The sequence below is a fragment of the Enterobacter sp. SST3 genome (assembly GCF_000286655.1).
Taxonomy (GTDB): domain Bacteria; phylum Pseudomonadota; class Gammaproteobacteria; order Enterobacterales; family Enterobacteriaceae; genus Enterobacter; species Enterobacter roggenkampii.
Genome location: NZ_ALNS01000039.1, coordinates 1 through 25,755, shown reverse-complemented (window position 1 = coordinate 25,755; position 25,755 = coordinate 1). Strand labels below are relative to the sequence as shown.

Here is a 25,755-nt window from a genome sequence, read left to right as displayed (position 1 = left end):
CTTATCTGTCCTGGGGATTTGTAGCCCCGGTAAGCGCAGCGCCACCGGGGAAGTTCTTTGAGATCTATCACAATCATTCGATCCCGCTTTTACCTTTCCGCTGCCGCTGGCTAAATTAGTAACTCATCCGACCACATAACAATAATTTTACACTGGAAGAGACTATGAGCCGCTACCCGTCGTTATTCGCCCCTCTCGATCTGGGGTTCACCACACTCAAAAACCGCGTGTTGATGGGCTCGATGCACACCGGGCTCGAGGAGCATCCGGACGGGGCCGAGCGTCTGGCGGCTTTCTATGCCGCGCGCGCGCGCCACGGGGTGGCGCTGATTGTCACCGGCGGCGTGGCCCCTTCCCCTTCCGGCGTCGGCATGGAGGGCGGTGCGGTGCTGAACGATGCAGCACAGCTCCCGCATCACCGCATTGTGACCGACGCGGTACACAACGAGGGCGGTAAAATCGCCCTGCAAATTCTGCACACCGGACGCTACAGCTATCAGCCGAATCTGGTTGCGCCATCGGCCATTCAGGCGCCGATTAACCGCTTCACTCCGCATGCTCTGAGCCACGACGAGATCCTGGCGCTGATTGACGACTTCGCCCGCTGCGCCGCGCTGGCGCGTGAAGCGGGCTATGACGGCGTTGAGGTGATGGGCTCCGAAGGCTACCTGATTAACGAGTTCCTCGCCGCCCGCACCAACCAGCGCGACGACGAATGGGGCGGCGACTATGCCCGCCGGATGCGCTTTGCTGTAGAAGTCGTGCGCGCCGTGCGCGAACGTGCGGGCGCGGACTTTATCATCATCTTCCGCCTGTCGATGCTCGATCTGGTGGAGGGCGGAGGCACGTTTGACGAAACCTTGCAGCTGGCGCAGGCGATTGAAGCCGCGGGGGCCACCATTATCAACACCGGCATCGGCTGGCACGAGGCGCGCATCCCGACCATCGCCACGCCGGTGCCGCGCGCGGCGTTCAGCTGGGTGACGCGCAGGCTGAAAGGCAAAGTGTCCGTTCCTCTGGTCACCACCAACCGCATTAACGATCCGCAGGTGGCGGACGATGTGATTTCACGCGGCGATGCCGACATGGTCTCGATGGCGCGCCCGTTCCTGGCCGATGCCGAGCTGCTGTCGAAAGCGCAAAGCGGACGCGCGGATGAGATCAACACTTGCATCGGCTGTAATCAGGCCTGTCTGGATCAGATCTTCGTCGGGAAGGTCACCTCCTGCCTGGTTAACCCACGCGCCTGCCATGAAACCAAAATGCCGATCGTTTCGGCGGTCAATAAAAAACGCCTGGCCGTCGTGGGTGCTGGCCCGGCAGGCCTGGCGTTTGCGGTCAATGCCGCCTCGCGCGGGCACGGCGTGACGCTGTTTGATGCGTTGGGAGAGATTGGCGGGCAGTTTAATATCGCCAAACAGATCCCCGGCAAAGAGGAGTTCTACGAAACGCTGCGCTACTACCGCCGGATGATCGAGCTGACGGGCGTCGAGCTGCGGCTTAACCAGTTTGTCCACGCGGCGGATCTGACTGATTTTGATGAGGTGATCCTGGCGAGCGGGATCGTACCGCGCACGCCTGCGATCGAGGGTATCGATCATCCAAAAGTGCTGAGCTATCTCGACGTGCTGCGTGACAAAGCGCCGGTTGGCGAGAAGGTGGCGATTATCGGCTGCGGCGGGATCGGTTTTGACACCGCGATGTATTTAAGCCAGCCGGGCGAAGCCACCAGCCAGAACATTGCCGAATTCTGCGTGGAATGGGGTATCGACACCAGCCTCAGCCAGTCCGGCGGCCTGCGACCCGAAGGGCCACAACTGCCGAAAAGCCCGCGCCAGATCGTGATGCTGCAGCGTAAAGCCAGCAAACCGGGCGAAGGGCTGGGGAAAACCACCGGCTGGATCCACCGCGCCACCCTGCTCTCGCGCGGGGTGAAGATGATCCCGGCGGTGAGCTACCAGAAGATCGACGACGACGGGCTGCACGTCACGATCGGCGGCGAGCCGCAGCTGCTGCGCGTGGATCATGTGATTTTGTGTGCCGGGCAGGAGCCGAAGCGGGATCTGGCGGATCCGCTGCGCGAGGCCGGTAAAACGGTGCATCTGATCGGCGGGTGCGACGTGGCGATGGAGCTGGATGCGCGGCGGGCAATTGCGCAGGGGACGAAGTTAGCTCTGGCGATCTAGGGCATAGCCGGGCGGCGCTTCGCTTGCCCGGCCTACGGGTTCGAGGCCATTGTAGGCCCGGTAAGCGCAGCGCCACCGGGCAAAACAATCTTACCGACGACGTCCCAGCTTCACCGACTTCAGCACCACAAACTTATTGTTCGTCGCAATGGTGACGCAGTTACCGAAAATCTTCTTCAGCTTGTGGAAGTAGTCCAGGTGGCGGTTCGCCACGATGTACAGCTCGCCGTTAATCTTCAGGCAGCGGCGCGCGTGGTGGAACATCTCCCAGGCGACGTTATCCGTCAGGGCGTGCTTCTGGTGGAACGGCGGGTTACAGAACACGGCGTTGAAGCGGAACGGCTCTACGCCCGACAGCGCGTTGTTGATCATAAACTCGCAGCGGTCCAGCGCGTCCGGCATATTGGTTTCCACGTTCAGACGGCTGGAGGCCACCGCCATCGGCGATTCGTCGCTGAACACCACGCTGGCCTCCGGGTTCTTCGCCAGCAGCGTCAGGCCAATCACGCCGTTGCCGCAGCCCAGATCGACAATTTCCCCTTCCAGATTTTCCGGCAGGTGTTCCATAAAGAAGCGCGCGCCGATATCCAGACCGGTGCGGGAGAAGACGTTCGCGTGGTTATGGATGGTCCAGTCTGTCCCTTCCAGCTTCCAGCTCAGCGTGTCCGGCGCGTCGGCCAGCTCGGGTGCGGCGAACGTACAGTTGATCAGGCGCGCTTTTTTCCAGGCCAGCGTGGTGGTGGTCGGGCCAAGGACTTTCTCGAACAGCTCCAGCGTCGAAGTATGAATATCGCGCGCTTTGGCACCCGCGATGATGCGGGTTTCTGGCGTGACGACCTTACGCAGCGCGCGCAGCTGCTGCTCCAGCAGCGCCATGGTTTTTGGCACTTTGATGAGCACCACGCCCGGCGCCTGCGGGTAGTCCGCGGTGCTGTCGAGGAACTTCACGCTGGATTCGTCGATGTCGTTATGGCGCAGGTTTTCACGCGTCGCCAGCTCGCTTAAGTAGGAATCGCCGATGCTGTACGGCGTGTGCTCCGCCAGGGCGCAGCCCAGCGCGCCGAAGGCGTCATTCAGGATCAAAACCGGGCCGCGGATTTCAGTCTCATCCAACTGCTGCAGCAGATATTCATCCGCCGCTTCCCACGCCTGAAGCGGGTTAACGTCGTCCGTTTCCGGGAAACGTTTAAGGTTGAGTGAACGGAAACCGTTGTCTAAGTGGCTCATCGGCCCTCCTGAATGGTAAAATTTGGCGTATCCCTGAAAAGGGTGCGTGAGTATACCCGTTTTATTGTCGATTTGGGGCGTTGATGAACCAACTTACTTATCTCCAGGGCTACCCGGAGCATTTACTTTCTCAGGTTCGCAGCCTGATTGCCGAGCAGAAGCTCGGCGCGGTGCTGGAAAAACGCTACCCCGGCACCCACGATTTCGCGACCGATAAAGCCCTCTGGCAGTATACGCAGGATCTGAAAAACCGGTATCTGAAGAGCGCGCCGCCGATCAACAAGGTGATGTACGACAACAAGATCCACGTGCTGAAAAACGCGCTCGGCCTGCACACCGCCGTCTCCCGCGTGCAGGGCGGCAAGCTGAAGGCCAAGGCGGAGATCCGCGTCGCGACGGTTTTTCGCAACGCGCCGGAAGCCTTTCTGCGGATGATTGTGGTGCACGAGCTCGCACACCTGAAAGAGAAAGAGCACGACAAAGCGTTCTATTCTCTGTGCTGCCATATGGAGCCGCAGTACCACCAGCTGGAGTTTGATACCCGGCTGTGGCTTACGCATTTATCGTTAAAAGGTAATGCGGAATAGCGCACGCGAATTGTCATGATGACGTGCTACAGTGGCTAAAAGTTCCCCGCTACGGAGTACGTAAACGTTTATGATACGTTTCGCAGTCATTGGAACGAACTGGATCACGCGCCAGTTCGTCGACGCCGCCCACGAAACCGGCAAACTGAAACTTACCGCAGTCTATTCCCGCAGCCTTGAGCAGGCGCAGAGTTTTGCCAACGATTACCTGGTCGAGCATCTCTTCACCTCGCTTGATGACATGGCGCAAAGCGACGCCATTGACGCGGTCTATATCGCCAGCCCGAACGCCCTGCACTTCCCGCAAACGAAGCTGTTCCTCAGCCATAAAAAGCATGTGATTTGCGAGAAGCCGCTGGCGTCGAACATCGAAGAAGTGGAAGCCGCCATCGCGCTTGCCCGCGAAAACCAGGTGGTGCTGTTCGAAGCGTTCAAAACCGCCAGCCTGCCGAACTTCCTGCTGCTGCAGCAGTCCCTGCCGAAGGTGGGCAAAGTGCGCAAAGCGTTTATCAACTACTGCCAGTACTCGTCGCGCTACCAGCGCTATCTCGACGGCGAGAACCCGAACACCTTTAACCCGGCCTTCTCTAACGGCTCGATTATGGATATCGGTTTCTACTGCCTGGCCTCTGCCGTGGCCCTGTGGGGCGAGCCGCACGGCGTCACGGCCACCGCCAGCCTGCTGGAGAGCGGCGTGGATGCGCACGGTGTCGCGGTGCTGGATTACGGTGATTTCAGCGTGACGCTGCAGCACTCCAAGGTGAGCGATTCTGTCCTGCCGAGCGAAATTCAGGGCGAAGCGGGCTCGCTGGTTATCGAGAAGATCGCCGAGTGCCAGAAGGTGAGCTTTGTCCCGCGCGGCGGCAAAGCGCAGGAGCTGACGCAGCCTCAGCATATTAACACTATGCTCTATGAGGCAGAGGTCTTCGCCCGTCTGGTGGAAGACAACGAAGTGAATCACCCAGGCCTTGCGGTGAGCCGCACCACGGCGAAGCTGCAAACGGAGATCCGCCGTCAGACCGGCGTGGTGTTCCCGGCAGACGGCGTGAGCGCGGAAGTTATCGCGTAAAGCTGTGTAATGAAACGGCGCAGGCCATTGACGAAACCGATGGTCTGACATATTTTGTTACCTGCAAAGGGGAGTAACTTCTTCGCCGGTGGATCGTCATTACGATGCGTGCAATACCGCATCCGGTCGCCGGGCAACCCTCGTGGTTGTAAGTGAGACCTTGCCGGAAGGCGAGGTCTATGCATAAAAAGCTAACGGCTATCGTCTTCTGACCATGGCCGTTTTTGTTTTTTATGTGTAAGGAAAATAGTATGCATTCTGTCGGCACTCCAATGTTGTGGGGCGGATTCGCGGTTGTCGTGCTCATCATGCTGGCGATCGACCTCTTTTTGCAGGGCCGTCGCGGCGCGCACGGCATGACCATGAAACAGGCCGCCGCCTGGTCGCTGGTCTGGGTTACTCTCTCCCTGCTCTTCTGCGCCGCCTTCTGGTGGTATCTGGCCTCGACCGAAGGCCGCGCGGTGGCCGATCCTCAGGCGCTCGCCTTCCTCACCGGCTATCTGATTGAAAAAGCCCTGGCGGTTGATAACGTCTTCGTCTGGCTGATGCTGTTCAGCTACTTCGCCGTGCCTGCGGCTCTGCAGCGTCGCGTGCTAGTGTATGGCGTGCTGGGTGCAATTATCCTGCGTACCATCATGATCTTCGCTGGCAGCTGGCTGATTACCCAGTTCGAGTGGCTGCTGTACGTCTTCGGCGCGTTCCTGCTGTTCACCGGGATCAAAATGGCGCTGGCAAAAGAGGACGGCTCCGCGATTGGCGATCGTCCGCTGGTGAAGTGGATCCGCGGCCATCTGCGCATGACCGACAAGATCGAGAGCGAGCACTTCTTCGTGCGCAAGAACGGCCTGCTGTTTGCCACCCCGCTGCTGCTGGTGCTGATTCTGGTTGAGCTGAGCGACGTGATTTTCGCCGTGGACAGCATTCCGGCCATTTTCGCGGTGACCACCGACCCGTTCATCGTCCTGACCTCTAACCTGTTCGCCATCCTCGGCCTGCGCGCGATGTACTTCCTGCTGGCGGGCGCGGCGGAGCGCTTCTCCATGCTGAAGTACGGCCTGTCGGTGATCCTGGTGTTTATCGGTATCAAGATGCTGATCGTCGATTTCTACCATATCCCGATCGCCATTTCGCTCGGCGTGGTGTTTGGCATTCTGATCGTGACGCTGATTATCAATACCTGGGTTAACCGCCAGCACGATAAGAAGCAGCAGGCTTAATGCGTTTTGCCCGGTGGCGCTGCGCTTACCGGGCCTACAACGTCACCCCGTAGGCCGGGTAAGCGCAGCGCCACCCGGCACTTTCGTTAATCAATAGTTAAAAAACATGACGCAACACGTAAAATCCAGCATTTTACGCTTCCCTCCTTTCGCGCATTCCCTATACTCGACCAGGCAAACATTTACTTACATCCGGACATAAATGTGACTAAGAGCACATTCGGAATGGAACGCAATTTCACTCAGGAATAATGTATGAGCACACAATCGACGGGTCTTTTTGCGCGCCTGGCGCAGGGAAGTCTGGTTAAACAAATTCTGGTAGGACTGGTGCTGGGTATTCTGCTGGCCATGGTGTCAAAACCTGCTGCGGAGGCCACGGGGCTGCTCGGGACGCTGTTTGTGGGCGCCCTGAAAGCCGTCGCGCCGGTACTGGTTCTGATGCTGGTCATGGCATCGATTGCCAACCACCAGCACGGACAAAAAACCAATATTCGCCCTATTCTGTTCCTGTATCTTCTGGGAACCTTCTCTGCAGCCTTAACGGCCGTGGTGTTTAGCTTCCTGTTCCCGTCCACGCTGCACCTGACCAGCGCGGCCGGTGATATCACGCCGCCGTCCGGGATTGTGGAAGTCCTTCGCGGTCTGCTGATGAGCATGGTCTCTAACCCCATCACCGCGCTGATGAGCGGAAACTACATTGGCATCCTGGTCTGGGCGATTGGTCTGGGCTTCGCGCTGCGTCACGGCAACGAGACCACGAAAAACCTGGTCAACGATTTGTCCAACGCTGTCACCTTTATGGTGAAGCTGGTGATTCGCTTTGCGCCAATCGGTATTTTCGGCCTGGTCTCCTCTACGCTTGCAACCACCGGTTTTGACGCGCTGTGGGGCTACGCGCAACTGCTGGTTGTGCTGGTCGGCTGTATGCTGCTGGTGGCGCTGGTGATCAACCCGCTGCTGGTGTTCTGGCAGATCCGCCGCAACCCGTATCCGCTGGTGCTGACCTGCCTGCGCGAGAGCGGCGTGTATGCCTTCTTCACCCGCAGCTCTGCGGCGAACATACCGGTGAACATGGCGCTGGCGGAGAAGCTGAACCTGGATCGCGATACCTATTCCGTGTCGATCCCACTGGGTGCGACCGTGAACATGGCGGGCGCGGCGATTACGATCACTGTACTGACCCTGGCGGCGGTGCATACGCTGGGTATTCCGGTCGATCTGCCAACCGCGCTGCTGCTGAGCGTGGTGGCATCGCTGTGTGCCTGCGGCGCATCCGGCGTGGCGGGCGGTTCGCTGCTGCTGATCCCGCTGGCGTGTAATATGTTCGGTATCCCGAACGAAATCGCCATGCAGGTGGTTGCCGTCGGCTTTATCATCGGCGTGCTGCAGGACTCCTGCGAAACCGCGCTGAACTCCTCTACCGACGTGCTGTTTACCGCGGCGGCCTGTCAGGCGGAAGACGCGCGTTTAGCGAAGAACGCCCTCCGCAGTTAAAAAGAAAAGCCCGGTGGCGGCTACGCCTTACCGGGCCTACAGGGTTTAGTAGGTCGGGTAAGCGCTAGCGCCACCCGACAAAGTACTTATAGCGTCACACCGCTCTTAAAGATTGCCAGCTCGCGGAAATCGTTCTTCTCGTTGCAGGTCTGCTTGCCGCTGGCAATTTCCACAATCGCATCCACGAATTCCGTCAGCAGCTGCGGCATCGCCTTGCCGTGGATAAGCTGCCCGGCATCAAAGTCAATCCAGTGTTTTTTCTTCGCCGCCAGCTCGCTGTTGGTGGCGATTTTCACCGTCGGCACAAAACCGCCGTACGGCGTGCCGCGACCGGTGCTGAACAGCACCATATGGCAGCCGGCTCCCGCCAGCGCGCTGGTGGCGACCGCATCGTTACCGGGCGCGCTCAGCAGGTTCAGACCGTGCATTTTCAGGCGCTCGCCGTAGCGCAGAACGTCAACCACCTGGCTCGCGCCTGCTTTCTGGGTGCAGCCGAGGGATTTCTCTTCCAGCGTGGTGATCCCCCCCGCTTTGTTACCCGGCGACGGGTTCTCGTAAATGGGCTGATTGTGGGCAATGAAGTACTGCTTGAAGTCGTTCACCATGGTGACGGTCTTCTCAAACGTCTCTTCATCGCGGCAGTGGCTCATCAGAATACGTTCCGCACCGAACATCTCCGGCACCTCGGTCAATACCGTCGTGCCGCCGTTGGCGATCACATAGTCCGAGAAGCGCCCCAGCATCGGGTTGGCGGTGATACCGGACAGGCCATCAGACCCGCCGCACTCCAGACCAAACTTCAGCTCGCTCAGCTTGCCCGGCTCGCGCTTGTCGTGGCGCATCACCTCATACAGCTGATGAAGCTGTTCGACGCCCGCTTCCACTTCGTCGTCCTGATGCTGGCACACCATAAAGTGCACGCGCTCAGGGTCAAACTCACCGAGCGTCTCGCGGAAGGCGTCCACCTGATTGTTCTCACAGCCCAGGCCAATCACCAGCACCGCGCCCGCGTTCGGGTGGTGCACCATGTTTTGCAGCATGGTTCGGGTGTTGATGTGGTCGTCACCCAACTGGGAGCAGCCGTAGGTGTGGCTGAACAGATGCACGCCGTCAGTGCCTTCGGCATCGTTGGTCTCTTTCAGGAAGCGCGTCTGGATCTGACGCGCAATCCCGTTCACGCAGCCGACGGTCGGGAGGATCCATAGCTCGTTGCGGATCCCCACGTCGCCGTTTGCGCGGCGGTAGATCTGCACCTCACGATCCGCCGACTGCTCTTGTGCCGCAGGTAAATCAGGTTGATAGCTGTACTCGTCCAGATCGCTCAGATTTGTGCGGGCGTTGTGGGAATGGATGTATTCACCCGGCGCGATATCCGCCAGCGCATGACCGATGGGCAGACCGTACTTCACCACGTTTTCCCCTTTGGCAATGGGGATCAGGGCAAACTTATGTCCACGTCCAACGGACTGGCGTAACGTCACCGACTGGTTGTCGAAGGTGACTTCCGTCCCTTCGGTTAAATCTGCCAGCGCGACGGCCACGTTATCCAGCGAATGGATTTTGATGTATTGCATATCAACCTCAAACGGCCCTAGTTCAGTTCAATGGCGAAGTAGTCACGCGCATTGTTAAAGCAGATGTTTTTCACCATGTCGCCCAGCAGCTGGATATCCGCCGGCGCTTCGCCTGCGTGCACCCAGCGGCCAATCATCTGGCACAGGATGCGGCGGAAGTATTCATGACGGGTATAGGACAGGAAGCTGCGGCTGTCGGTCAGCATGCCGACAAAGCGGCTCAGCAGGCCAAGCTGCGCCAGCTGCGTCATCTGACGCTCCATGCCGTCCTTCTGATCGTTGAACCACCAGCCGGAACCGAACTGCATCTTGCCCGGCATCCCTTCGCCCTGGAAGTTGCCCACCATGGTGCCCAGCACTTCGTTATCGCGCGGGTTCAGGCAGTAGAGAATGGTTTTCGGCAGCAGGTTTTGTTCGTTCTGTTTGCTCAGCAGTTTTGACAGCTCTTCCGCCAGCGGACGGTCATTGATGGAGTCAAAGCCCACGTCCGCGCCCAGCAGCTTAAACTGACGCTGGTTGTTATTGCGCAGCGCACCGATGTGGTACTGCTGTACCCAGCCGCGACGCGCGTATTCGGCACCGAGGAACACCAGTACCGCCGTTTTGAACTGCGCCACTTCGTGCTCACTCAGGGCTTCGCCGGAGAGGCGACGCGCCAGAATACCGTCCAGCTCGGCCTCGTTTGATTCCGCAAACAGCACCACGTCCAGCGCGTGGTCAGAGACTTTACAGCCGTGCGCCGCGAAGTGATCCAGACGTTTGGTCAGCGCGGTTTGCAGATCGGCGAAACGACGGATGTCGGTATCGGACACTTCCGCCAGCTTCGCCATGTAGTCGTTGAACGTGGCCTGCTCAATGTTGAAGGCTTTGTCCGGGCGCCAGCTTGGCAGCACTTTGATATCAAAAGAGGTGTCTTTGGCGACAACGGCATGATGCTCCAGGGAGTCAATCGGATCGTCGGTGGTGCCGACCATCTTCACGTTCATCTGCTTCATGATGCCGCGCGCGGAGAAGTTATCCTGCGCCAGGAGCGCGTTGCACTGGTCCCAGATTTCATCGGCGGTCGTTGGAGAGAGCAGTTTGCCGGTGATGCCAAACGGGCGACGCAGCTCAAGGTGCGTCCAGTGATAGAGCGGGTTACCGATGGTGTGCGGGACGGTCGCCGCCCAGGCGTCAAACTTCTCGCGATCGGTCGCATCGCCGGTGCAAAGGCGCTCAGCCACGCCGTTGGTGCGCATCGCACGCCATTTGTAATGGTCACCCTTCAGCCAGATGTCATACAGGTTTTTGAAACGGTAATTTTCGGCAACCTGCTGCGGCGGCAGATGGCAGTGGTAGTCGAAAATCGGCTGATCTTTTGCATAGTCGTGGTACAGGCGGCGAGCAAATTCGGTATCTAACAGAAAATCGTCGGTCATAAACGGCGTCATTATCGTCTTCCTCATTACGGGAGCGTCAGAAAGCGTATGTTCATATGCTGCAAAGTTATCACACCAATTTCCACCATCCGACGTTTTTTTCGTGAGTGAGATCAATAAACGCAGACAAATACATTACCCAAATTGGAGTAAATCCTTCTACAAGCCGCGCCAGTACTGGCTTGAAGCGACACGAATAATGTCCCCACAAAGAATCATACATTTGTGATGTCACTCACCTTTTAAAGCTGTATGACAAGTTATCTTTTCGCCGTCGCAAACTATAAGCCGACGGAATGCATTCCTGGTGTCAGTTACACCAGATTTAACGGTACGGAAACCGACTTATGCAGATGACTTTTGGCAAGGTTCGGGCCGTTCCGGGACATTTCCCGGTTACGCCCCTCCCGTTACTGAACGGCTCCCGGCAACGGTCGAGCGGTTACCGTGTCCCGGCACGGCAATACTATAACGATGAGGTTTTACATGCGTAAAATTAAAGGGTTACGTTGGTATATGATCGCACTGGTGACGTTAGGCACCGTGCTGGGCTACCTGACGCGTAACACCGTGGCAGCGGCAGCGCCAACGTTGATGGAAGAGCTGCATATCTCCACGCAGCAATACTCCTACATCATTGCTGCCTATTCCGCGGCGTACACCATCATGCAGCCTGTTGCAGGCTACGTGCTGGATATCCTCGGTACCAAAATCGGCTATGCCTTCTTCGCCATCGCCTGGGCGGTGTTCTGCGGAGCCACCGCGCTGGCGGGCAGCTGGGGCGGCCTGGCGCTGGCGCGCGGTGCGGTCGGTGCGGCAGAAGCCGCGATGATCCCGGCGGGACTGAAGGCCAGTTCCGAGTGGTTCCCGGCAAAAGAGCGCTCTATTGCTGTCGGCTACTTCAACGTGGGTTCGTCCATCGGGGCGATGATTGCGCCGCCGCTGGTGGTGTGGGCTATCGTGATGCACAGCTGGCAGATGGCTTTCATCATTTCCGGCGTGCTGAGCTTCGCCTGGGCAATCGCGTGGCTGGTTTTCTATAAGCACCCGCGCGATCAGAAAAAACTCTCCGAAGAAGAACGCGAGTACATCATTGGTGGTCAGGAAGCGCAGCATCAGACCAACAACGGCAAAAAAATGACCGTCTGGCAGATCCTGGGCACCCGTCAGTTCTGGGGTATCGCCCTGCCGCGTTTCCTGGCGGAACCGGCCTGGGGGACCTTCAACGCGTGGATCCCACTGTTCATGTTTAAAGTCTACGGCTTTAACCTGAAAGAGATCGCGATGTTCGCCTGGATGCCGATGCTGTTCGCTGACCTGGGCTGTATCGTGGGCGGCTACCTGCCACCGCTGTTCCAGCGCTGGTTTGGCGTGAACCTGATCGTTTCCCGTAAGATGGTGGTCACCATGGGCGCACTGCTGATGATTGGCCCGGGCATGATCGGCCTGTTCACCAGCCCGTACGTGGCCATCGCCCTGCTGTGCATCGGTGGTTTTGCGCACCAGTCCCTGTCCGGCGCGCTGATTACGCTCTCGTCTGACGTCTTCGGTCGCAACGAAGTGGCCACCGCCAACGGCCTGACCGGGATGGCCGCCTGGACCGCGAGTACGATGTTCGCGCTGGTCGTCGGCGCGCTGGCGGATACCATCGGCTTCAGCCCGCTGTTTGCGGTACTGGCGGTCTTCGACCTGCTGGGCGCGGTGGTGATCTGGACGGTGCTGAAAAGCAAATCGGCAGAGGAGCTGGCAAAAGAGTCACTCGGGAAACCGGCCACGCAGAGTTAGCATTGCTGTGCCGGGTGGCGCTACGCTTACCCGGCCTACAAACCCCGTAGGCCCGTGCAAGCGAAGCGTCGCCGGGCATTTAAAGGCCACTCAGTAGTGGCTTTTTTAATGGCAAAATCTGGAGAGTGGCACGCAAAAGTGGTATAACAAATCATCTGCCGTACCCTGCCTGGAGCGCATATGGAAATCACCGAACCACGTCGTTTATATCAACAACTTGCTGCGGAGCTGAAAGATCGCATCGAGCAAGGGGTCTATCTTGTCGGTGATAAACTGCCCGCCGAGCGCTTTATCGCGGATGAAAAAAGCGTCAGCCGCACCGTGGTGCGCGAAGCGATCATCATGCTGGAAGTCGAAGGCTACGTTGAGGTACGCAAAGGCTCCGGCATTCACGTCATTTCCAATCTGCCGAAACACTCTCCCGTCGCGGACGAGAGTCTGGAATTCGCCAGCTATGGTCCGTTTGAACTGCTCCAGGCTCGCCAGCTGATTGAAAGCAACATTGCCGAATTTGCGGCGACGCAGGTGACCAAGCAGGACATCATGAAGCTGATGGAAATCCAGGAGAATGCCCGCAAGGAAAAATGTTTCCGCGATTCAGAGTGGGATCTGCAGTTCCACGTTCAGGTCGCCCTGGCGACCCAAAACACGGCGCTGGCGGCAATCGTTGAGAAAATGTGGACTCAGCGCGTTCACAACCCGTACTGGAAAAAACTGCACGACCATATCGATTCCCGTACCGTCGACAACTGGTGTGACGATCACGATCAAATCCTCAAGGCGCTGATTCGTAAAGATCCGCACGCCGCTAAGCTGGCGATGTGGCAGCACCTGGAAAACACCAAGCAGATGCTGTTCAATGAAACCAGCGACGACTTCGAATTTAACGCTGACCGCTATCTTTTCGCCGATAATCCCGTTGTTCATCTCGATACGGTCCCCAGTGCCGCAAAATAGATGACCTTCCCGCTGGCAGGCGCTTCGCTGCGCCTTCCGGCGAACGTGGGTAAGCAAAACATATATAGTGTCAGCCTTTGTAAATCCCCTCGCTCACTTTCTGGGCTTACGCCAAAATCAACTCACGCCTGCAAATTCTGTGACGCAGAACGTTGGGCTTTGTTACAATTGGATTCACTTCGTTATTTTGTAAGTTAGTGCTTGCTAACCAGCCAATTAACAGGGAACAGTGTTGGCCACACCGCAATGTGTCCGCGAGCGACCATAATGAAATCACAACCATGTCGCCGTGCTGTTTGTCCCGGATAACAGGCATGACGTTAACCGATTTCCAGGAACACTGAATGGAACTTTTGACCCAACTACTGCATGCCCTCTGGGCGCAGGATTTTGAAACGCTGGCCAACCCTTCCATGATTGGCATGCTCTATTTCGTCTTGTTTATGATCCTGTTCCTTGAGAACGGCTTGCTGCCTGCTGCTTTCCTGCCCGGTGACAGTTTACTGGTGCTTGTCGGCGTGCTGTGCGCCAAAGGGGCGATGGCATTCCCGCAAACTATTTTGTTACTGACCGTCGCTGCGAGTCTCGGCTGCTGGGTCAGCTACATCCAGGGAAGATGGCTGGGCAATACCCGGATCGTCCAGAACTGGCTCTCGCACCTGCCTGCACATTATCACCAGCGGGCGCACCACCTTTTCCATAAGCACGGGCTTTCTGCGCTGCTGATTGGCCGCTTTATCGCCTTTGTACGCACCCTGTTGCCGACTATTGCCGGTCTGTCGGGGCTGAGCAGCGCGCGCTTCCAGTTCTTTAACTGGATGAGCGGCCTGCTGTGGGTACTGATTCTGACGACGCTCGGCTATGCGTTGGGGAAAACGCCAGTCTTTATGAAATATGAAGACCAGCTGATGTCCTGCCTGATGCTGCTGCCTGTGGTGCTGCTGGTCTTCGGTCTGATCGGCTCGCTGGTCGTCCTGTGGAAAAAGAAATACGGAGCCAGAGGCTAACGATGGCTATCTCACCGCTCGCCCTGCGCCGTTTTGCCTGCGCCGTGATGACACTGGTGGTGCTCAGCGCCATGCTGCTGGCATGGAGCGCGCTTTCGCACCAGGAATCCACGCTAGCCATTCGCCCGGTGAACCAGGGTGCCAGCGTGCCTGACGGTTTTTCTGTCTGGCACCATCTGGACGCGAACGGGATCCGCTTTAAAAGCATCACCCCGCAGGACGATGTTTTACTGATCAAGTTTGATTCCCGAGCGCAAAGTGCCGCCGCAAAAGTGGTTCTCGACCGTACGCTGCCGCACGGGTATATCATCGCTCAGCAGGAAGATGACAGCCAGCCTGCTGCCTGGCTGTCGCTGATTCGCGATACGTCGCATCGGTTTGGATAATTACCAGGATTCCGAATCTTTTCACTCACTTTGGTGAATCCCCCGTTTACTTACTATGCTTAAGTACGCGGAGCACCCCTCGAATGTACTCCGCATAACTTTGGATAGCGGCTTACGCCGCAACACAATGGAAGGTTTCGATAATGAAATTCCGCATGACTCTGGCTCTGGCCCTTTTTTCTTTAAGCACAGCATCCTTCGCAAATTCTCTCTGTCAGGAGAAAGAACAGGATATTCAGCGTGAGATCGGTTATGCCGAAAAGCATAACAATCAGCACCGTGTTGATGGTCTTAAAAAAGCGCTGAGCGAAGTGAAAGCGAACTGTTCAGACAGCAAGCTGCGTGCCGACCACCAGAAGAAAATCGCTGAACAGAAGGACGAGATAGCCGAGCGCCGTCGCGACCTGCAGGAAGCGAAAGAGAAAGGGGATGCGGAAAAAATTGCTAAGCGCGAGAAGAAGTTGAAAGAAGCGCAGGACGACCTGAAAGCGCTGGAAGCTCGCGATTATTGAGTTAACGGAAATCTCAACAGGAGAGAATCATGTCAAAAGATACGACGTCTGAACATCTGCGCGCTGAACTGAAATCCCTGGCCGATACCCTGGAAGAGGTGCTGAACTCCTCTGCTGACAAGTCAAAAGAAGAGGTCAGCAAGCTGCGCAGCAAGGCGGAGCAGGCGCTGAAAGAGAGCCGCTATCGCCTGGGTGAAACCGGCGATGCGCTGGCAAAACAGACCCGCGAAGCGGCCGCGCGTGCGGACGAATACGTGCGTGATAATCCATGGACGGGTGTCGGGATTGGTGCCGCAGTCGGTGTGGTACTGGGTGTCCTGCTGACGCGTCGTTGATATGGAAGATCCTCGTCACGCACAAGGGCCTGCTAACAACGTCCTCGGCATCGGCCAGCGTATTTTGACGACGCTGGTCGGGATTGCCGAAACGCGCGTCCGGCTGGCAGTGGTCGAACTGGAGGAGGAGAAAGCGAACCTCTTCCAGATGCTGCTGATGCTTGGACTGACCATGCTCTTCGCCGCGTTTGGTCTGATGAGCCTGATGGTGTTAATCATCTGGGCCATTGACCCGCAGTATCGTCTTAACGCCATGATTGCCACGACCGTCATTCTGCTGGTCGCGGCGCTGATTGGCGGCATATGGACGCTGCGTAAAGCGCGTAAGTCCACGTTCCTGCGCCATACGCGTCAGGAGCTGGCTAACGATCGCGCCCTGCTGGAGGATGACAAGCCGTGAGCGGTAAAGCCGAACGTCAAAAGCGAAAAGCGTACCTGCTAAGCCAGATCCAGCAGCAACGGCTGGATCTGTCGGCCAGCCGTCGCGACTGGATTGACGCGACGCGACGGTTTGACCGGGGCTGGAACACCTTCCTGAGCCTGCGTTCATGGGCGCTGGTCGGCAGCAGCGTGATGGCTATCTGGACGGTTCGTCATCCAAATATGCTCATCCGCTGGGCGCGCCGGGGTTTTGGTGCCTGGAGCGCCTGGCGTCTGGTGAAAGCCACGATCCGTCAGCAGCAATTACGCTAGCCTTCTCGCCGGGTGGCGGCTACGCCTTACCCGGCCTACTTACACTCGTAGGACGGGTAAGCGCAGCGCCACCCGGCAAAATCCCCCCCTCCCTTACTCAATATCTTTGAAGAAGATTGACAGTTTTCCTTGCTAACAATCGCCCACCGTCACGTTTATGATGCTCTCCATCGACAGCAACGACGCGGTATCTACCCGGAATTGCAGACAAATAACGTTCAGCCGCTGATGTGGTTTCCTGGAGAGTAAAATGAAAAAATTAGAAGATGTTGGTGTACTGGTCGCGCGTATTCTGATGCCAATTCTGTTCATCGTGGCAGGTTGGGGCAAAATCACCGGTTATGCGGGTACCCAGCAGTATATGGAAGCCATGGGCGTTCCGGGGTTCCTGTTGCCACTGACCATTCTTCTTGAGTTCGGCGGCGGCCTGGCAGTGCTGTTCGGCTTCCTGACCCGCACCACCGCGCTGTTTACCGCAGGCTTCACCCTGCTGACCGCGTTCATCTTCCACAGCAACTTTGCGGAAGGCGTGAACTCACTGATGTTCATGAAAAACCTGACCATCGCGGGTGGCTTCCTGCTGCTGGCCGTCACTGGCCCGGGCGCATACAGCATCGACCGTCTTCTGAATAAGAAATGGTAAGCACGCTATACTGAATAAACACAAAGCGAGGAGACATCTCCTCGCTTTTGCTATCTGACGGAGGAGAAAAAATGGGACAACTCGTAGACGGCGTCTGGCAGGATGTCTGGTATGACACCAAATCCACCGGAGGTCGCTTTAAGCGCTCTGTTTCGGCCTTCCGTAACTGGCTGACCGCCGACGGCGCACCAGGCCCGAGCGGCGAAGGCGGCTTCGCGGCTGAGAAAGATCGTTATCATCTTTATGTTTCCCTCGCCTGCCCGTGGGCCCACCGCACGCTGATCGTGCGCAAGCTTAAAGGTCTCGAATCCTTCATTCCGGTTTCCGTGGTCAACCCGCTGATGCTGGAAAATGGCTGGACGTTTGACAGTGATTTCCCTGCGGCAACCGGCGACGATCTTTATCACCATGATTTCCTGTACCAGCTCTATCTGCGCGCCGATCCGCACTACACCGGGCGCGTGACCGTGCCGGTGCTGTGGGACAAGAAAAACCAGACGATTGTCAGCAATGAGTCTGCGGAAATCATCCGCATGTTCAATACCGCGTTTGACGCGCACGGCGCCCGTGCCGGAGATTACTATCCGGTGGAGCTGCGCGAGAAAATTGACGAACTGAACGGCTGGATTTACGACAACGTCAATAACGGTGTCTATAAGGCCGGTTTCGCCACCAGCCAGGAAGCGTATGACGAAGCGGTCGGAAAGGTGTTTGAATCGCTGGAACGCCTGGAACAGATCCTGGGCCAGCATCGCTACCTGACGGGCGATCGCCTGACGGAAGCGGACATTCGCCTGTGGACCACGCTGGTTCGCTTTGATCCGGTCTATGTCACCCACTTTAAGTGCGACAAGCACCGCATCAGCGATTACCTGAACCTGCATGGTTTCCTGCGCGACATCTACCAGATGCAGGGCATCGCGGAGACGGTCGACTTCGACCATATTCGCACCCACTATTTCCGCAGCCACAAGACCATCAACCCGACGGGCATTATCTCCATCGGTCCGTGGCAGGATCTGGATGAACCGCACGGGCGCGACGTCCGTTTTGGATAAATATTAAGGGCATCACCAGATGCCCTTTTTTAATTCACAATCTCCATCTATTCTTACCTCGATCGCTTAGAAAACAAGTGATTGACTGACTAATGAGGCAAGGAAAATGGACTGGTATTTAAAAGTACTGCGCAACTACATTGGATTTGGTGGCCGCGCCCGCCGCAAAGAGTACTGGATGTTCGTTCTGGTGAACTTCATCCTCATCATGGTGCTGGGGATTGTGGATAAAATTCTTGGCTGGGAGCGGGCTGGCGGTGAAGGCGTGCTGACCACCATTTATGGCCTGTTAGTCCTGCTGCCATCGTGGGCGGTATTGTTCCGTCGGCTGCACGATACCGATCGTTCGGCGTGGTGGCTATTGCTGCTGTTGATCCCGATCGTGGGCTGGATCGTGATTCTTATCTTCAACTGTCAGAGCGGGACGCCGGGCGAAAACCGCTTTGGTCCGGATCCTAAGATCGTCGCGTAAATTACTGCCCGGTGGCGCTTACGCTTACCGGGCCTACTCGTTTATTTATTGTGGTGGGCGAAGAGTTTGGGTATTTCGCGCAGGCACCATGATTTGGCTTCGCCCATGCTGTCGCGACGCCACGCCATAATGATATCCACTTCGCTGGTGTACTCCGGGCTCACGACCCGCAGCCGCCCTTCCGCAATATCTTTTTCCACAAACGGGTACGGCATCGTCGCCACGCCCAGACCGGCCAGCAGCGCCTGCCGTTTGTCTTCCAGGGAGGTCACCGTCAGACGTGGCTGTTTATCCAGCAGCTGCACCGTCAGCACCGGACGCTCGCGCGCGGTATCCGCGACCGCCACGCCGCGATATTTCACGCGCGTCACTTCAGAGAGCGGCTCCGGCTCCTGGTGAATCGGATGGTTGGGGGCGGCAACGTAGACGTTCATGACGCTGTAGAGTTTGCGCGAGTTGATTTCCGATGAGGAACGGAAGTGCATGTCCGGCGCAATAACGATATCTGCCCTGCCCGTCTCCAGGCGCTCCCACGCCCCTGCCAGCACCTCGGTGATGATCGACAGCTGCGTATTAGCCTTCGCCGCCAGGCGGTCCACCAGCGGGAACAGCGCTTCGGTTGGCACCAGCGCTTCGGTCACGAGCGTCAGATGGGTTTCCCAACCGCGCGCCAGCGCTTCGGCGTCGGTCGTCAGCTTATCCGCCGCTTCCAGCAGCACGCGGCCGCGCTCCAGCAGCATTCGACCGACGTTGGTGAATTTTGTTCGATGACCGGAGCGGTCAAACAGCACCACGTCCAGCTCTTCCTCCAGCTTCTGCATGGTGTAGCTCAGCGCAGACGGAACGCGCCCCAGTTCATCGGCCGCCGCCGCAAAACTGCCGCGCCGGTCAATCGCGTCCATGACGCGAAGCGCCTCAAGCGTCAATGCTCTCTCTTTAGCCATCTCGTTCTCATTCAGGAAATTTGAACATACCAGGCAGAATATCTGGCTAACAATGAAGCGTCCATACCTTTACCATTGTTTTAGTGTAAAGAGAGGTCAAGTTTATGATTACGACAAGAACAGCTAAACAGTGCGGACAAGCCGATTTCGGTTGGCTGCAGGCCCGCTACACCTTTTCCTTTGGACACTACTTTGACCCTAAACTCCTCGGTTACGCTTCACTGCGCGTGTTGAACCAGGAAGTGCTCGCCCCGGGCGCCTCCTTCCAGCCGCGTACGTACCCGAAAGTCGATATCCTGAACCTGATCCTGGAAGGCGAGGCAGAATACCGCGATAGCGAGGGCAATCATGTCCAGGCAAAGGCTGGCGAAGCGCTGTTAATTTCCACGCAGCCGGGCATCAGCTACAGCGAGCATAACCTCAGCAAAGACAAAACGCTGACCCGCATGCAGCTGTGGCTCGACGCCTGCCCTGAGCGGGAAAATCCGCTGGTACAGAAGTTAGATTTAACGGGCGATAAGCAACAGCTGATTGCATCCCCTGATGGCAGTAAAGAGAGCCTGCAGCTGCGTCAGCAGGTGTGGCTGCACCATATCGAGCTGAAGAAAGGTGAGCAGGCAAGCTTCCAGCTTCACGGCCCGCGCGCCTATCTGCAGTCGATTCACGGTACGGTGCATGCGGTGACGCACGCGGAAGAGAAAGAAGCGCTCACCTGCGGCGACGGCGCGTTTATTCGTGATGAAGCGAATATCACCCTTGTGGCGGATACGCCGCTGCGCGCGCTGCTGATTGATTTGCCGGTTTAAAGAACGCCCTCACCCTAACCCTCTCCCACAGGGAGAGGGAACCGATAGAGCCCTGAACTCGCTACACCTTACTCGCCATGATCTCAATAATCTGCCGGTCCGTGGCCTGCATCGAGCGGCACGCCAGGGCGCACAGGTTCGCGATCGACTGCTCCACATCGTGCGCGACAATCCCCTCGTTGCCCGTCACGCCCGACTCATCCAGCGCCATCATCACCGCTTTCCAGGCGCTGCTGACGCTGGTGGAGACCTTCATGGCGCAGCTGTTTGACGCCCCGTCGCAGATCATCCCGCTGACGTCGCCGATCATACTGCCGATCGCCATCGCGATGGTCCGATAACGGCCCCCCATCAGCCACGCCATGCCCGCCGCAGCGCCCATCGCCGCCGTTGTCGCCGCACACAGTGCGGACAGGCGCGGAAGCTGATAATGGATATAGATCGCGGACAGATGCGACAGCATCAGCGCCCGCGCCAGCCGTTCGTCACCGGCCTGAAGGTGCTCAGCCACAACAACGACGGGCATGGTGGCGGTGATCCCCTGGTTACCGGAGCCCGAATTGCTCATCGCCGGCAGCGTTGCGCCCCCCATCCGGGCATCCGAGGCGGCGCTGGTGCGAATAACAATGTCTGAACCCAGATCCTGCGCCAGCCATCCGCGCGAGCGCTGCTTCTCAAGCGTTGCGCCAATATGCAGCCCCCACTTCCCGCTGAGCCCTTCGCGGGAGAGCGCATCGTTCAGTTGCCCTGCTTCCAGGATGAAGCGAATGGCCTCAAACGGCACCTGCTCGACAAATTCCAGGATCTGCGACAGCGTAGCGTGCGACAGTACTGCCAGCGGGTTGTCATCCACCTCGGTCACGGGCTTATCCAGCGTAAAGCGCGTTTCCCCCTGGCAAACCACTTCCACCACCCGGGTATGCCCGCCCGCGATGGTCACCATTGCCGAGAGATCCCCGGCATAAACGCAGGCACGGGAATAGAGGATCTCATCGCAGGGCTCCTGCAGTTTTACCTGCACTTGCCCTGCCTCAAGCAGGGCTTTGGCGCGGACCAGTGCATCGGCTGTGGCATCTTTCAACACCTCCAGTCCGGCGTGCGCATTACCGCCAATTGCGCCCAGCGCCGCAGCAATGGGCAACCCGACCATGCCGGTACCCGGCACCGTCACGCCCAGCCCGTTTTTCATCAGGTTCGGCGAGACCCACGCCTCAATCCGTGTGACCTCCCCCGGCAGAAGGTCTGCGGCAATCGCACAGGCCAGTGCCAGAGAGACGGGCTCGGTGCACCCAAGGGCAGGCTTCACTTCTTCCTGCACCGCGCGAATAAATTGATTCCATAAAGGATGAGTTTGCTCAGACATCGTTACGACCTTAATTACCCTCAGGAGAATGCGAGGAAAGGAGAAACACAAAGCAGCAGTCCGGTGATGACAATAATCACCAGCGATACGCCTTTATATTTATGCAGCGCCGGTACCTTGTAGACCAGCCATGCCGGGATCAGACAGCCCACCATGCCGAAGATGGGGCTGCAAATGGAGGTGAAGCTCAACACCGGCGCGTTCAGGACTATCGCGCTCCAGGCCAGCAGAATGGCGAACAGCATAATCCCGCGCTGGACGGCGTTTTCATTGATTCTTTCTGCCGGCATTTTGCGGCGCAGGATGTTCATGACGATACCCTGCGTGGCCTCGCGGAAGCCGAGGTAGACGCCGAAGAACGCGGTCATCACGGCGAAGATATTGAGGATCACGCTGACGATTTTGACCCAACCCGCGCCGTCGCCGCTGATAAACTGCGCCGCAATCGCCAGGGCAGAGATATTCTGCTCGTAGGCTTTGACCGCCTCATCGTGCCCCATCGCCAGGGTGAAAGAGACGGCATAGAAGAAGACCGTCACAAACAGGACACCAAAAGCAATGTTCATCGCCCGCAGCGCCTTATGGCGCGCCACCTCCACCGATTTTTCACGCGAGCGGTAAGAGATCACCATCGGGCTGAGGGTCTGAATAAAGAGAATGGAGGTTAAGGTAAAGGGCAGCGTAATGATGGCGTTTTTAATCAGCAGCCCCAGCGGCGGCAGCATGCCCACGTTGGCTAAATGCCAGAGGCCGATCATCGACAGGCCCAGCGCGGCAACTACGAATAATTTGGTCAGCACCATCAGGCTGGACACTTTAAACAGCAGCTTTTCACCGCGTGAAGAAATCGCGACCAGAATGCAAATCAGGAATAAACCGTAGAACGGATTTTCCGAGAGCAAACCGTCGGTCACGCCGAAGGTGTGCAAATACGAGGCGCTGTCGTTGGTAATGGCCGTGGAATAGACAAACATCCAGATCACCAGCATCACGAAATAGAGCGCACCTAATAAAATCCCCCAGTTCTTACCCAAATACCCGCTAATTACGCTCGGGTAGTCTTTGCATTCCGGGGATTCTGCCAGCGTGTTAATAAACAACCGTTGGAATAAATACATGGCGGGATAACCAATAATGGACGAGAGCAAAAAGACCCACAGCCCCATTAATCCGACTTGTACCGGGAGAAAAACAATCCCCGCGCCAATAGCCATTCCGATACTCATGATGACCCAACCCGTGTCGGTGCTGTCGAATTTGATCGCCTCTCGCCACTCGCTTTCACTCATTCCCTCCCGCCTTGCCGCGGGGGAATCATTCACAATGACACTGCTGTTTGTTGCCGTATCCATGGGGCACTCGCTTATTTTGTAGGGTAAACAGTTGTTTTTATAAGGTTCCGATCGCCAGCGATGGCGATTCAGATGGCAGCAGGTGCTTGTTATTGATGTGAGAAAATATTAACCGGAGCGAGGGAGAAAAAAGTCACAACTTTTATGAGGATTTTCGAATGATAGAGGAAAATTTGCTTTGTTAATGGGTTGATAGACGGTATTTTTCTAAAAGTGACGCCGATCAAGAAATAAAAACCCGCGCGGTGCGCGGGCAGGAAATCAGTTAGCCAGCGCGTTAGCCATATCCGTTCTAATCTGTTTGCGCTGTTCCGGCGTCAATACCTGACTGACGTCGAAGTAATATTTCACGCGGTAATAGCGGGTCTGCTCTTCAATTTTGCTGAATGCACTAAGCTGGCTTTTCACCGTGCTTTCGTCCCATTTGCCCGCCTGGAACATGTCGATCAGCGCACCGTCCTTCACGCCCGTCATCGGGATCTTGCTGACATTTTGTTCCAGCTGCTTATGCAGATCTTCAATCTTTTTCACCTGCTCATTGCTGAGCTTCAGGTGCTGTACCAGAGGATCCTGGGACGGTGACGGGGCAGCCTCAACGTTCGCGGCCTGCGCCGTAAAACTGCACACCACCAGTGAAGCAGCAGCCAACGCAATGCGGGTCATTTTCATCATCTTACAGTCCTTACATGCTGTTATAGGAAAAAGCAGGAGCATTGTTTTTCAAGAGCGGATGAATATGTGTGAGTAATTATATAAACAATTTTGTATGTTAAGCGGATCGATTTATTTATCTCCTCCATTAAACCCTATGACTCTATTTCTCTTTATAAGATCAGTTATTTACAATAAATTTGAGTTATGTAACCATCCCACCTTATCCCTTCATTTAGTCAGGTTTTTGTTATGGATAACTGGCTGGCGCTTTTTGACGGACAGACCCGTTACTTTCTGGATATCAATGACAGTCCAGTGAAGCCGGATGTTTTGCGCTTTCGCGGCAGGGAAGCCCTGAGCGAGCCCTTCCGGTGGGATATTGAGTTCACCTGCCTGCAGGCGCACATCCCCCCGGAACAGGTGCTGATGAAATATGCCACCTTCCGGATGCGAAGCGGCAAAAATGTGCACGGCAGGGTGACCCGCCTGGAATGGCTTTCCACCTCAAAGGACCAGTCCCGTTACCGGCTCACGCTCAGTTCTCGCCTGGCGCTCCTGGGATACACCCGGCAGTGCGCCGTATTTCAGAACCAGTCTGTTCCGGAGGTGGTGGAGCAGGTGCTGCGTCAGCACGGGCTGGAAGGGCCGGACTTTGAGTTTCGTCTGGAGCGCAGCTATCCGGCGCGTGAACTTATCACCCAGTGGCGGGAGACGGATTTACAGTTTATCCAGCGCATTCTGTCCGAGGTGGGAATTTACTGGCGAACGGAGATGGATGATGTGCGCGGTCTGGATACGTACATATTTGCCGACAGCCAGCTTAACTACCGGTTTGACGTGCGCCTGCCCTACAGCGAGCCATCGGGCCTGTTTGACGGCGCAGCAGAATCGGTCTGGGATGTGCGGACCTGGCACAGGGTTGCCACCGGCACCGTCGCCACGCGGGATTACAACTACCGGACAGCCACCACGCCGATGGATGCGACGGTCAGTGTGCGTAACGATGCGGTCACCACCGGGGAGTATTACCGCTACGCAGCGCCTTACCGTGACGCAGGTGACGACACCAGCCCTGAGCCGGAAACTGAATCCGGCGCCTTTTATGCCCGTATCTACCATGAGCGGGAACTGAATAAATCAGCCCGCATCCACCTGTTCAGCAATGCTGCCCACCTCACGCCCGGGCAGGTGCTGGAGCCACAGGGCGACGTCATTACGGCCCTGAAGGAGGGGGTTGTCCTCACGCTCGTGACCTTCCGGGGAGCCCGTGATTCCCGCCTGCACGTGTCGGTGTGGGGCATGCCCTACACCGAGCGTTACTGTTTCCGCCCGGCGGACATCCCGCGCCCGGAAATCCACGGCACGCTTCCGGCCCGGGTCGAGAGCCGGGAGAAAAATGATATTTACGCCCACCTTGACGAACAGGGGCGCTACCGGGTGAAGCCCGACTTCGACCGGGAGAGGACGGAACCCGGGTACGGCTACCTGTGGCTGCGGATGGCAAAGCCTTATGCCGGAGACACGCTGGGGTGGCACACACCGCTCACCGACGGGACCAAAGTGGCGATAGCGTACAGCAACGGTGATATTGACCTGCCGTATATCGCATATGCCCTCCACGATTCTGAACATCCTGACCCTGTCTCCCGCGACAACCACACCCGCAACGTGCTGCGCACCCCGGCGAACAACAAGCTGCGGATGGAGGATAAACGTGGCGAGGAGCATATCAAGCTCGCCACGGAGTACGGCAAAACGCAGCTGAACAGCGGGCATCTGGTGGACGCACAGGGACAGCGTCGCGGCACAGGCTCAGAGCTGCGCACCGATGAGTGGGGCACGATACGTGCCGGGAAGGGGCTGTTTGTCAGCGCGGATGCACAGGCGAAAGCGCAGGGTGACGCACTGGATATGAGCGCTGCCCTGAAGGAAATCGACCGGCTGAATCAGCAACTGCAGCAGCTGGAAATCGCGGCGGAGCAGGCACAGGCGCTGAAGGCGGACGTTGACAGC

Annotated in this window: 25 protein-coding genes; 18 read left to right on the top strand and 7 right to left on the bottom strand. The window is 57.4% G+C overall.

The genetic code is table 11. The annotated features are described in order from the left end of the window. Positions 1-164: 164 nt before the first annotated feature. Positions 165-2,186 (top strand): NADPH-dependent 2,4-dienoyl-CoA reductase, encoded by a 2,022-nt coding sequence (locus B498_RS02030; protein WP_008503154.1) that lies wholly within the window; start codon positions 165-167, stop codon positions 2,184-2,186. Positions 2,187-2,276: 90 nt separating this feature from the next. Here B498_RS02030 and rlmG read toward each other — a convergent pair whose 3' ends face one another. Beyond that, on the bottom strand, positions 2,277-3,413 hold the full coding sequence (gene rlmG / locus B498_RS02035; protein WP_008503153.1) for a 23S rRNA (guanine(1835)-N(2))-methyltransferase RlmG: 1,137 nt from the start codon (positions 3,411-3,413) through the stop codon (positions 2,277-2,279). Between the two features lie 83 nt (positions 3,414-3,496). Here rlmG and B498_RS02040 point away from each other — a divergent pair, with 83 nt between their 5' ends. The 4 genes from B498_RS02040 (at position 3,497) to sstT (ending at position 7,783) form a co-directional block, all read left to right on the top strand. Continuing rightward, positions 3,497-4,000 (top strand): YgjP-like metallopeptidase domain-containing protein, encoded by a 504-nt coding sequence (locus tag B498_RS02040; RefSeq protein ID WP_008503152.1) that lies wholly within the window; start codon positions 3,497-3,499, stop codon positions 3,998-4,000. A 70-nt stretch (positions 4,001-4,070) separates the two neighbouring features. Then, a complete protein-coding gene (locus B498_RS02045) occupies positions 4,071-5,069 on the top strand; it encodes a Gfo/Idh/MocA family protein (protein ID WP_008503151.1) in 999 nt (332 codons plus the stop codon). Between the two features lie 251 nt (positions 5,070-5,320). Next, positions 5,321-6,286, top strand: coding sequence for a TerC family protein (locus B498_RS02050; RefSeq protein WP_008503150.1), 966 nt, complete (start codon positions 5,321-5,323; stop codon positions 6,284-6,286). Positions 6,287-6,541: 255 nt separating this feature from the next. Then, on the top strand, positions 6,542-7,783 hold the full coding sequence (sstT, locus tag B498_RS02055) for a serine/threonine transporter SstT (RefSeq protein ID WP_008503149.1): 1,242 nt from the start codon (positions 6,542-6,544) through the stop codon (positions 7,781-7,783). Between the two features lie 86 nt (positions 7,784-7,869). Here the strand turns inward: sstT and B498_RS02060 are convergent, their stop codons facing one another. Together B498_RS02060 and uxaC are read right to left on the bottom strand one after the other, a co-directional pair. Further along, the gene (locus tag B498_RS02060) at positions 7,870-9,357 is read right to left on the bottom strand and encodes a UxaA family hydrolase (RefSeq protein WP_008503148.1); all 1,488 of its coding nucleotides are present in this window, start codon (positions 9,355-9,357) and stop codon (positions 7,870-7,872) included. A gap of 17 nt (positions 9,358-9,374) precedes the next feature. Beyond that, positions 9,375-10,787 (bottom strand): glucuronate isomerase, encoded by a 1,413-nt coding sequence (gene uxaC / locus B498_RS02065; RefSeq protein WP_008503147.1) that lies wholly within the window; start codon positions 10,785-10,787, stop codon positions 9,375-9,377. 474 nt (positions 10,788-11,261) lie between these two features. Here uxaC and B498_RS02070 point away from each other — a divergent pair, with 474 nt between their 5' ends. The 11 genes from B498_RS02070 to B498_RS02120 all read left to right on the top strand — a co-directional run bounded on the left by B498_RS02070 (position 11,262) and on the right by B498_RS02120 (position 18,623). After that, positions 11,262-12,560, top strand: coding sequence for an MFS transporter (locus tag B498_RS02070; protein ID WP_008503146.1), 1,299 nt, complete (start codon positions 11,262-11,264; stop codon positions 12,558-12,560). A 180-nt stretch (positions 12,561-12,740) separates the two neighbouring features. After that, on the top strand, positions 12,741-13,517 hold the full coding sequence (gene exuR / locus B498_RS02075; RefSeq protein WP_008503145.1) for a transcriptional regulator ExuR: 777 nt from the start codon (positions 12,741-12,743) through the stop codon (positions 13,515-13,517). 344 nt (positions 13,518-13,861) lie between these two features. Next, on the top strand, positions 13,862-14,524 hold the full coding sequence (gene yqjA, locus B498_RS02080; protein WP_008503144.1) for a DedA family general envelope maintenance protein YqjA: 663 nt from the start codon (positions 13,862-13,864) through the stop codon (positions 14,522-14,524). A 2-nt stretch (positions 14,525-14,526) separates the two neighbouring features. Next, positions 14,527-14,910, top strand: coding sequence for an EnvZ/OmpR regulon moderator MzrA (mzrA, locus tag B498_RS02085; RefSeq protein WP_008503143.1), 384 nt, complete (start codon positions 14,527-14,529; stop codon positions 14,908-14,910). 143 nt (positions 14,911-15,053) lie between these two features. Further along, positions 15,054-15,422, top strand: coding sequence for a DUF1090 domain-containing protein (locus B498_RS02090; protein WP_008503142.1), 369 nt, complete (start codon positions 15,054-15,056; stop codon positions 15,420-15,422). A 29-nt stretch (positions 15,423-15,451) separates the two neighbouring features. After that, on the top strand, positions 15,452-15,757 hold the full coding sequence (locus B498_RS02095; protein WP_008503141.1) for a DUF883 family protein: 306 nt from the start codon (positions 15,452-15,454) through the stop codon (positions 15,755-15,757). 1 nt (position 15,758) lies between these two features. Further along, the gene (locus B498_RS02100; protein WP_008503140.1) at positions 15,759-16,157 is read left to right on the top strand and encodes a phage holin family protein; all 399 of its coding nucleotides are present in this window, start codon (positions 15,759-15,761) and stop codon (positions 16,155-16,157) included. Next, positions 16,154-16,450: a YqjK-like family protein gene (locus B498_RS02105; protein WP_008503139.1), complete on the top strand. Its 297-nt coding sequence runs from the start codon at positions 16,154-16,156 to the stop codon at positions 16,448-16,450. Before B498_RS02100 ends, B498_RS02105 begins: the two co-directional genes overlap by 4 nt. A 250-nt stretch (positions 16,451-16,700) precedes the next feature. After that, the gene (locus B498_RS02110; protein ID WP_008503138.1) at positions 16,701-17,093 is read left to right on the top strand and encodes a DoxX family protein; all 393 of its coding nucleotides are present in this window, start codon (positions 16,701-16,703) and stop codon (positions 17,091-17,093) included. A gap of 71 nt (positions 17,094-17,164) precedes the next feature. Next, complete coding sequence (locus B498_RS02115) at positions 17,165-18,151, top strand: glutathione S-transferase family protein (protein ID WP_008503137.1); 987 nt, start codon at positions 17,165-17,167, stop codon at positions 18,149-18,151. Between the two features lie 106 nt (positions 18,152-18,257). Further along, on the top strand, positions 18,258-18,623 hold the full coding sequence (locus tag B498_RS02120) for a DUF805 domain-containing protein (protein WP_008503136.1): 366 nt from the start codon (positions 18,258-18,260) through the stop codon (positions 18,621-18,623). A gap of 41 nt (positions 18,624-18,664) precedes the next feature. Here B498_RS02120 and yhaJ read toward each other — a convergent pair whose 3' ends face one another. After that, positions 18,665-19,567 carry a DNA-binding transcriptional regulator YhaJ gene (yhaJ, locus tag B498_RS02125; protein ID WP_008503135.1) on the bottom strand — a complete coding sequence of 301 codons (903 nt, stop codon included), beginning with the start codon at positions 19,565-19,567 and terminating at the stop codon, positions 18,665-18,667. Between the two features lie 104 nt (positions 19,568-19,671). Here yhaJ and B498_RS02130 point away from each other — a divergent pair, with 104 nt between their 5' ends. Then, positions 19,672-20,373 (top strand): pirin family protein, encoded by a 702-nt coding sequence (locus B498_RS02130; protein ID WP_008503134.1) that lies wholly within the window; start codon positions 19,672-19,674, stop codon positions 20,371-20,373. A 61-nt stretch (positions 20,374-20,434) separates the two neighbouring features. Here the strand turns inward: B498_RS02130 and B498_RS02135 are convergent, their stop codons facing one another. From B498_RS02135 to B498_RS02145, 3 genes are all read right to left on the bottom strand, one after another. Further along, on the bottom strand, positions 20,435-21,736 hold the full coding sequence (locus B498_RS02135) for a serine dehydratase subunit alpha family protein (RefSeq protein WP_008503133.1): 1,302 nt from the start codon (positions 21,734-21,736) through the stop codon (positions 20,435-20,437). A gap of 20 nt (positions 21,737-21,756) precedes the next feature. Next, the gene (locus B498_RS02140) at positions 21,757-23,088 is read right to left on the bottom strand and encodes an amino acid permease (RefSeq protein ID WP_008503132.1); all 1,332 of its coding nucleotides are present in this window, start codon (positions 23,086-23,088) and stop codon (positions 21,757-21,759) included. A gap of 261 nt (positions 23,089-23,349) precedes the next feature. Then, entirely contained in the window at positions 23,350-23,760 is a 411-nt protein-coding gene (locus B498_RS02145) for a Spy/CpxP family protein refolding chaperone (protein WP_008503131.1), read from the bottom strand. A gap of 231 nt (positions 23,761-23,991) precedes the next feature. On the opposite strand from B498_RS02145, the gene B498_RS02150 reads away from it, so the two are divergent. Then, a partial coding sequence (locus B498_RS02150) for a type VI secretion system Vgr family protein (RefSeq protein ID WP_008503130.1) occupies positions 23,992-25,755 on the top strand: 1,764 nt, incomplete at its 3' end.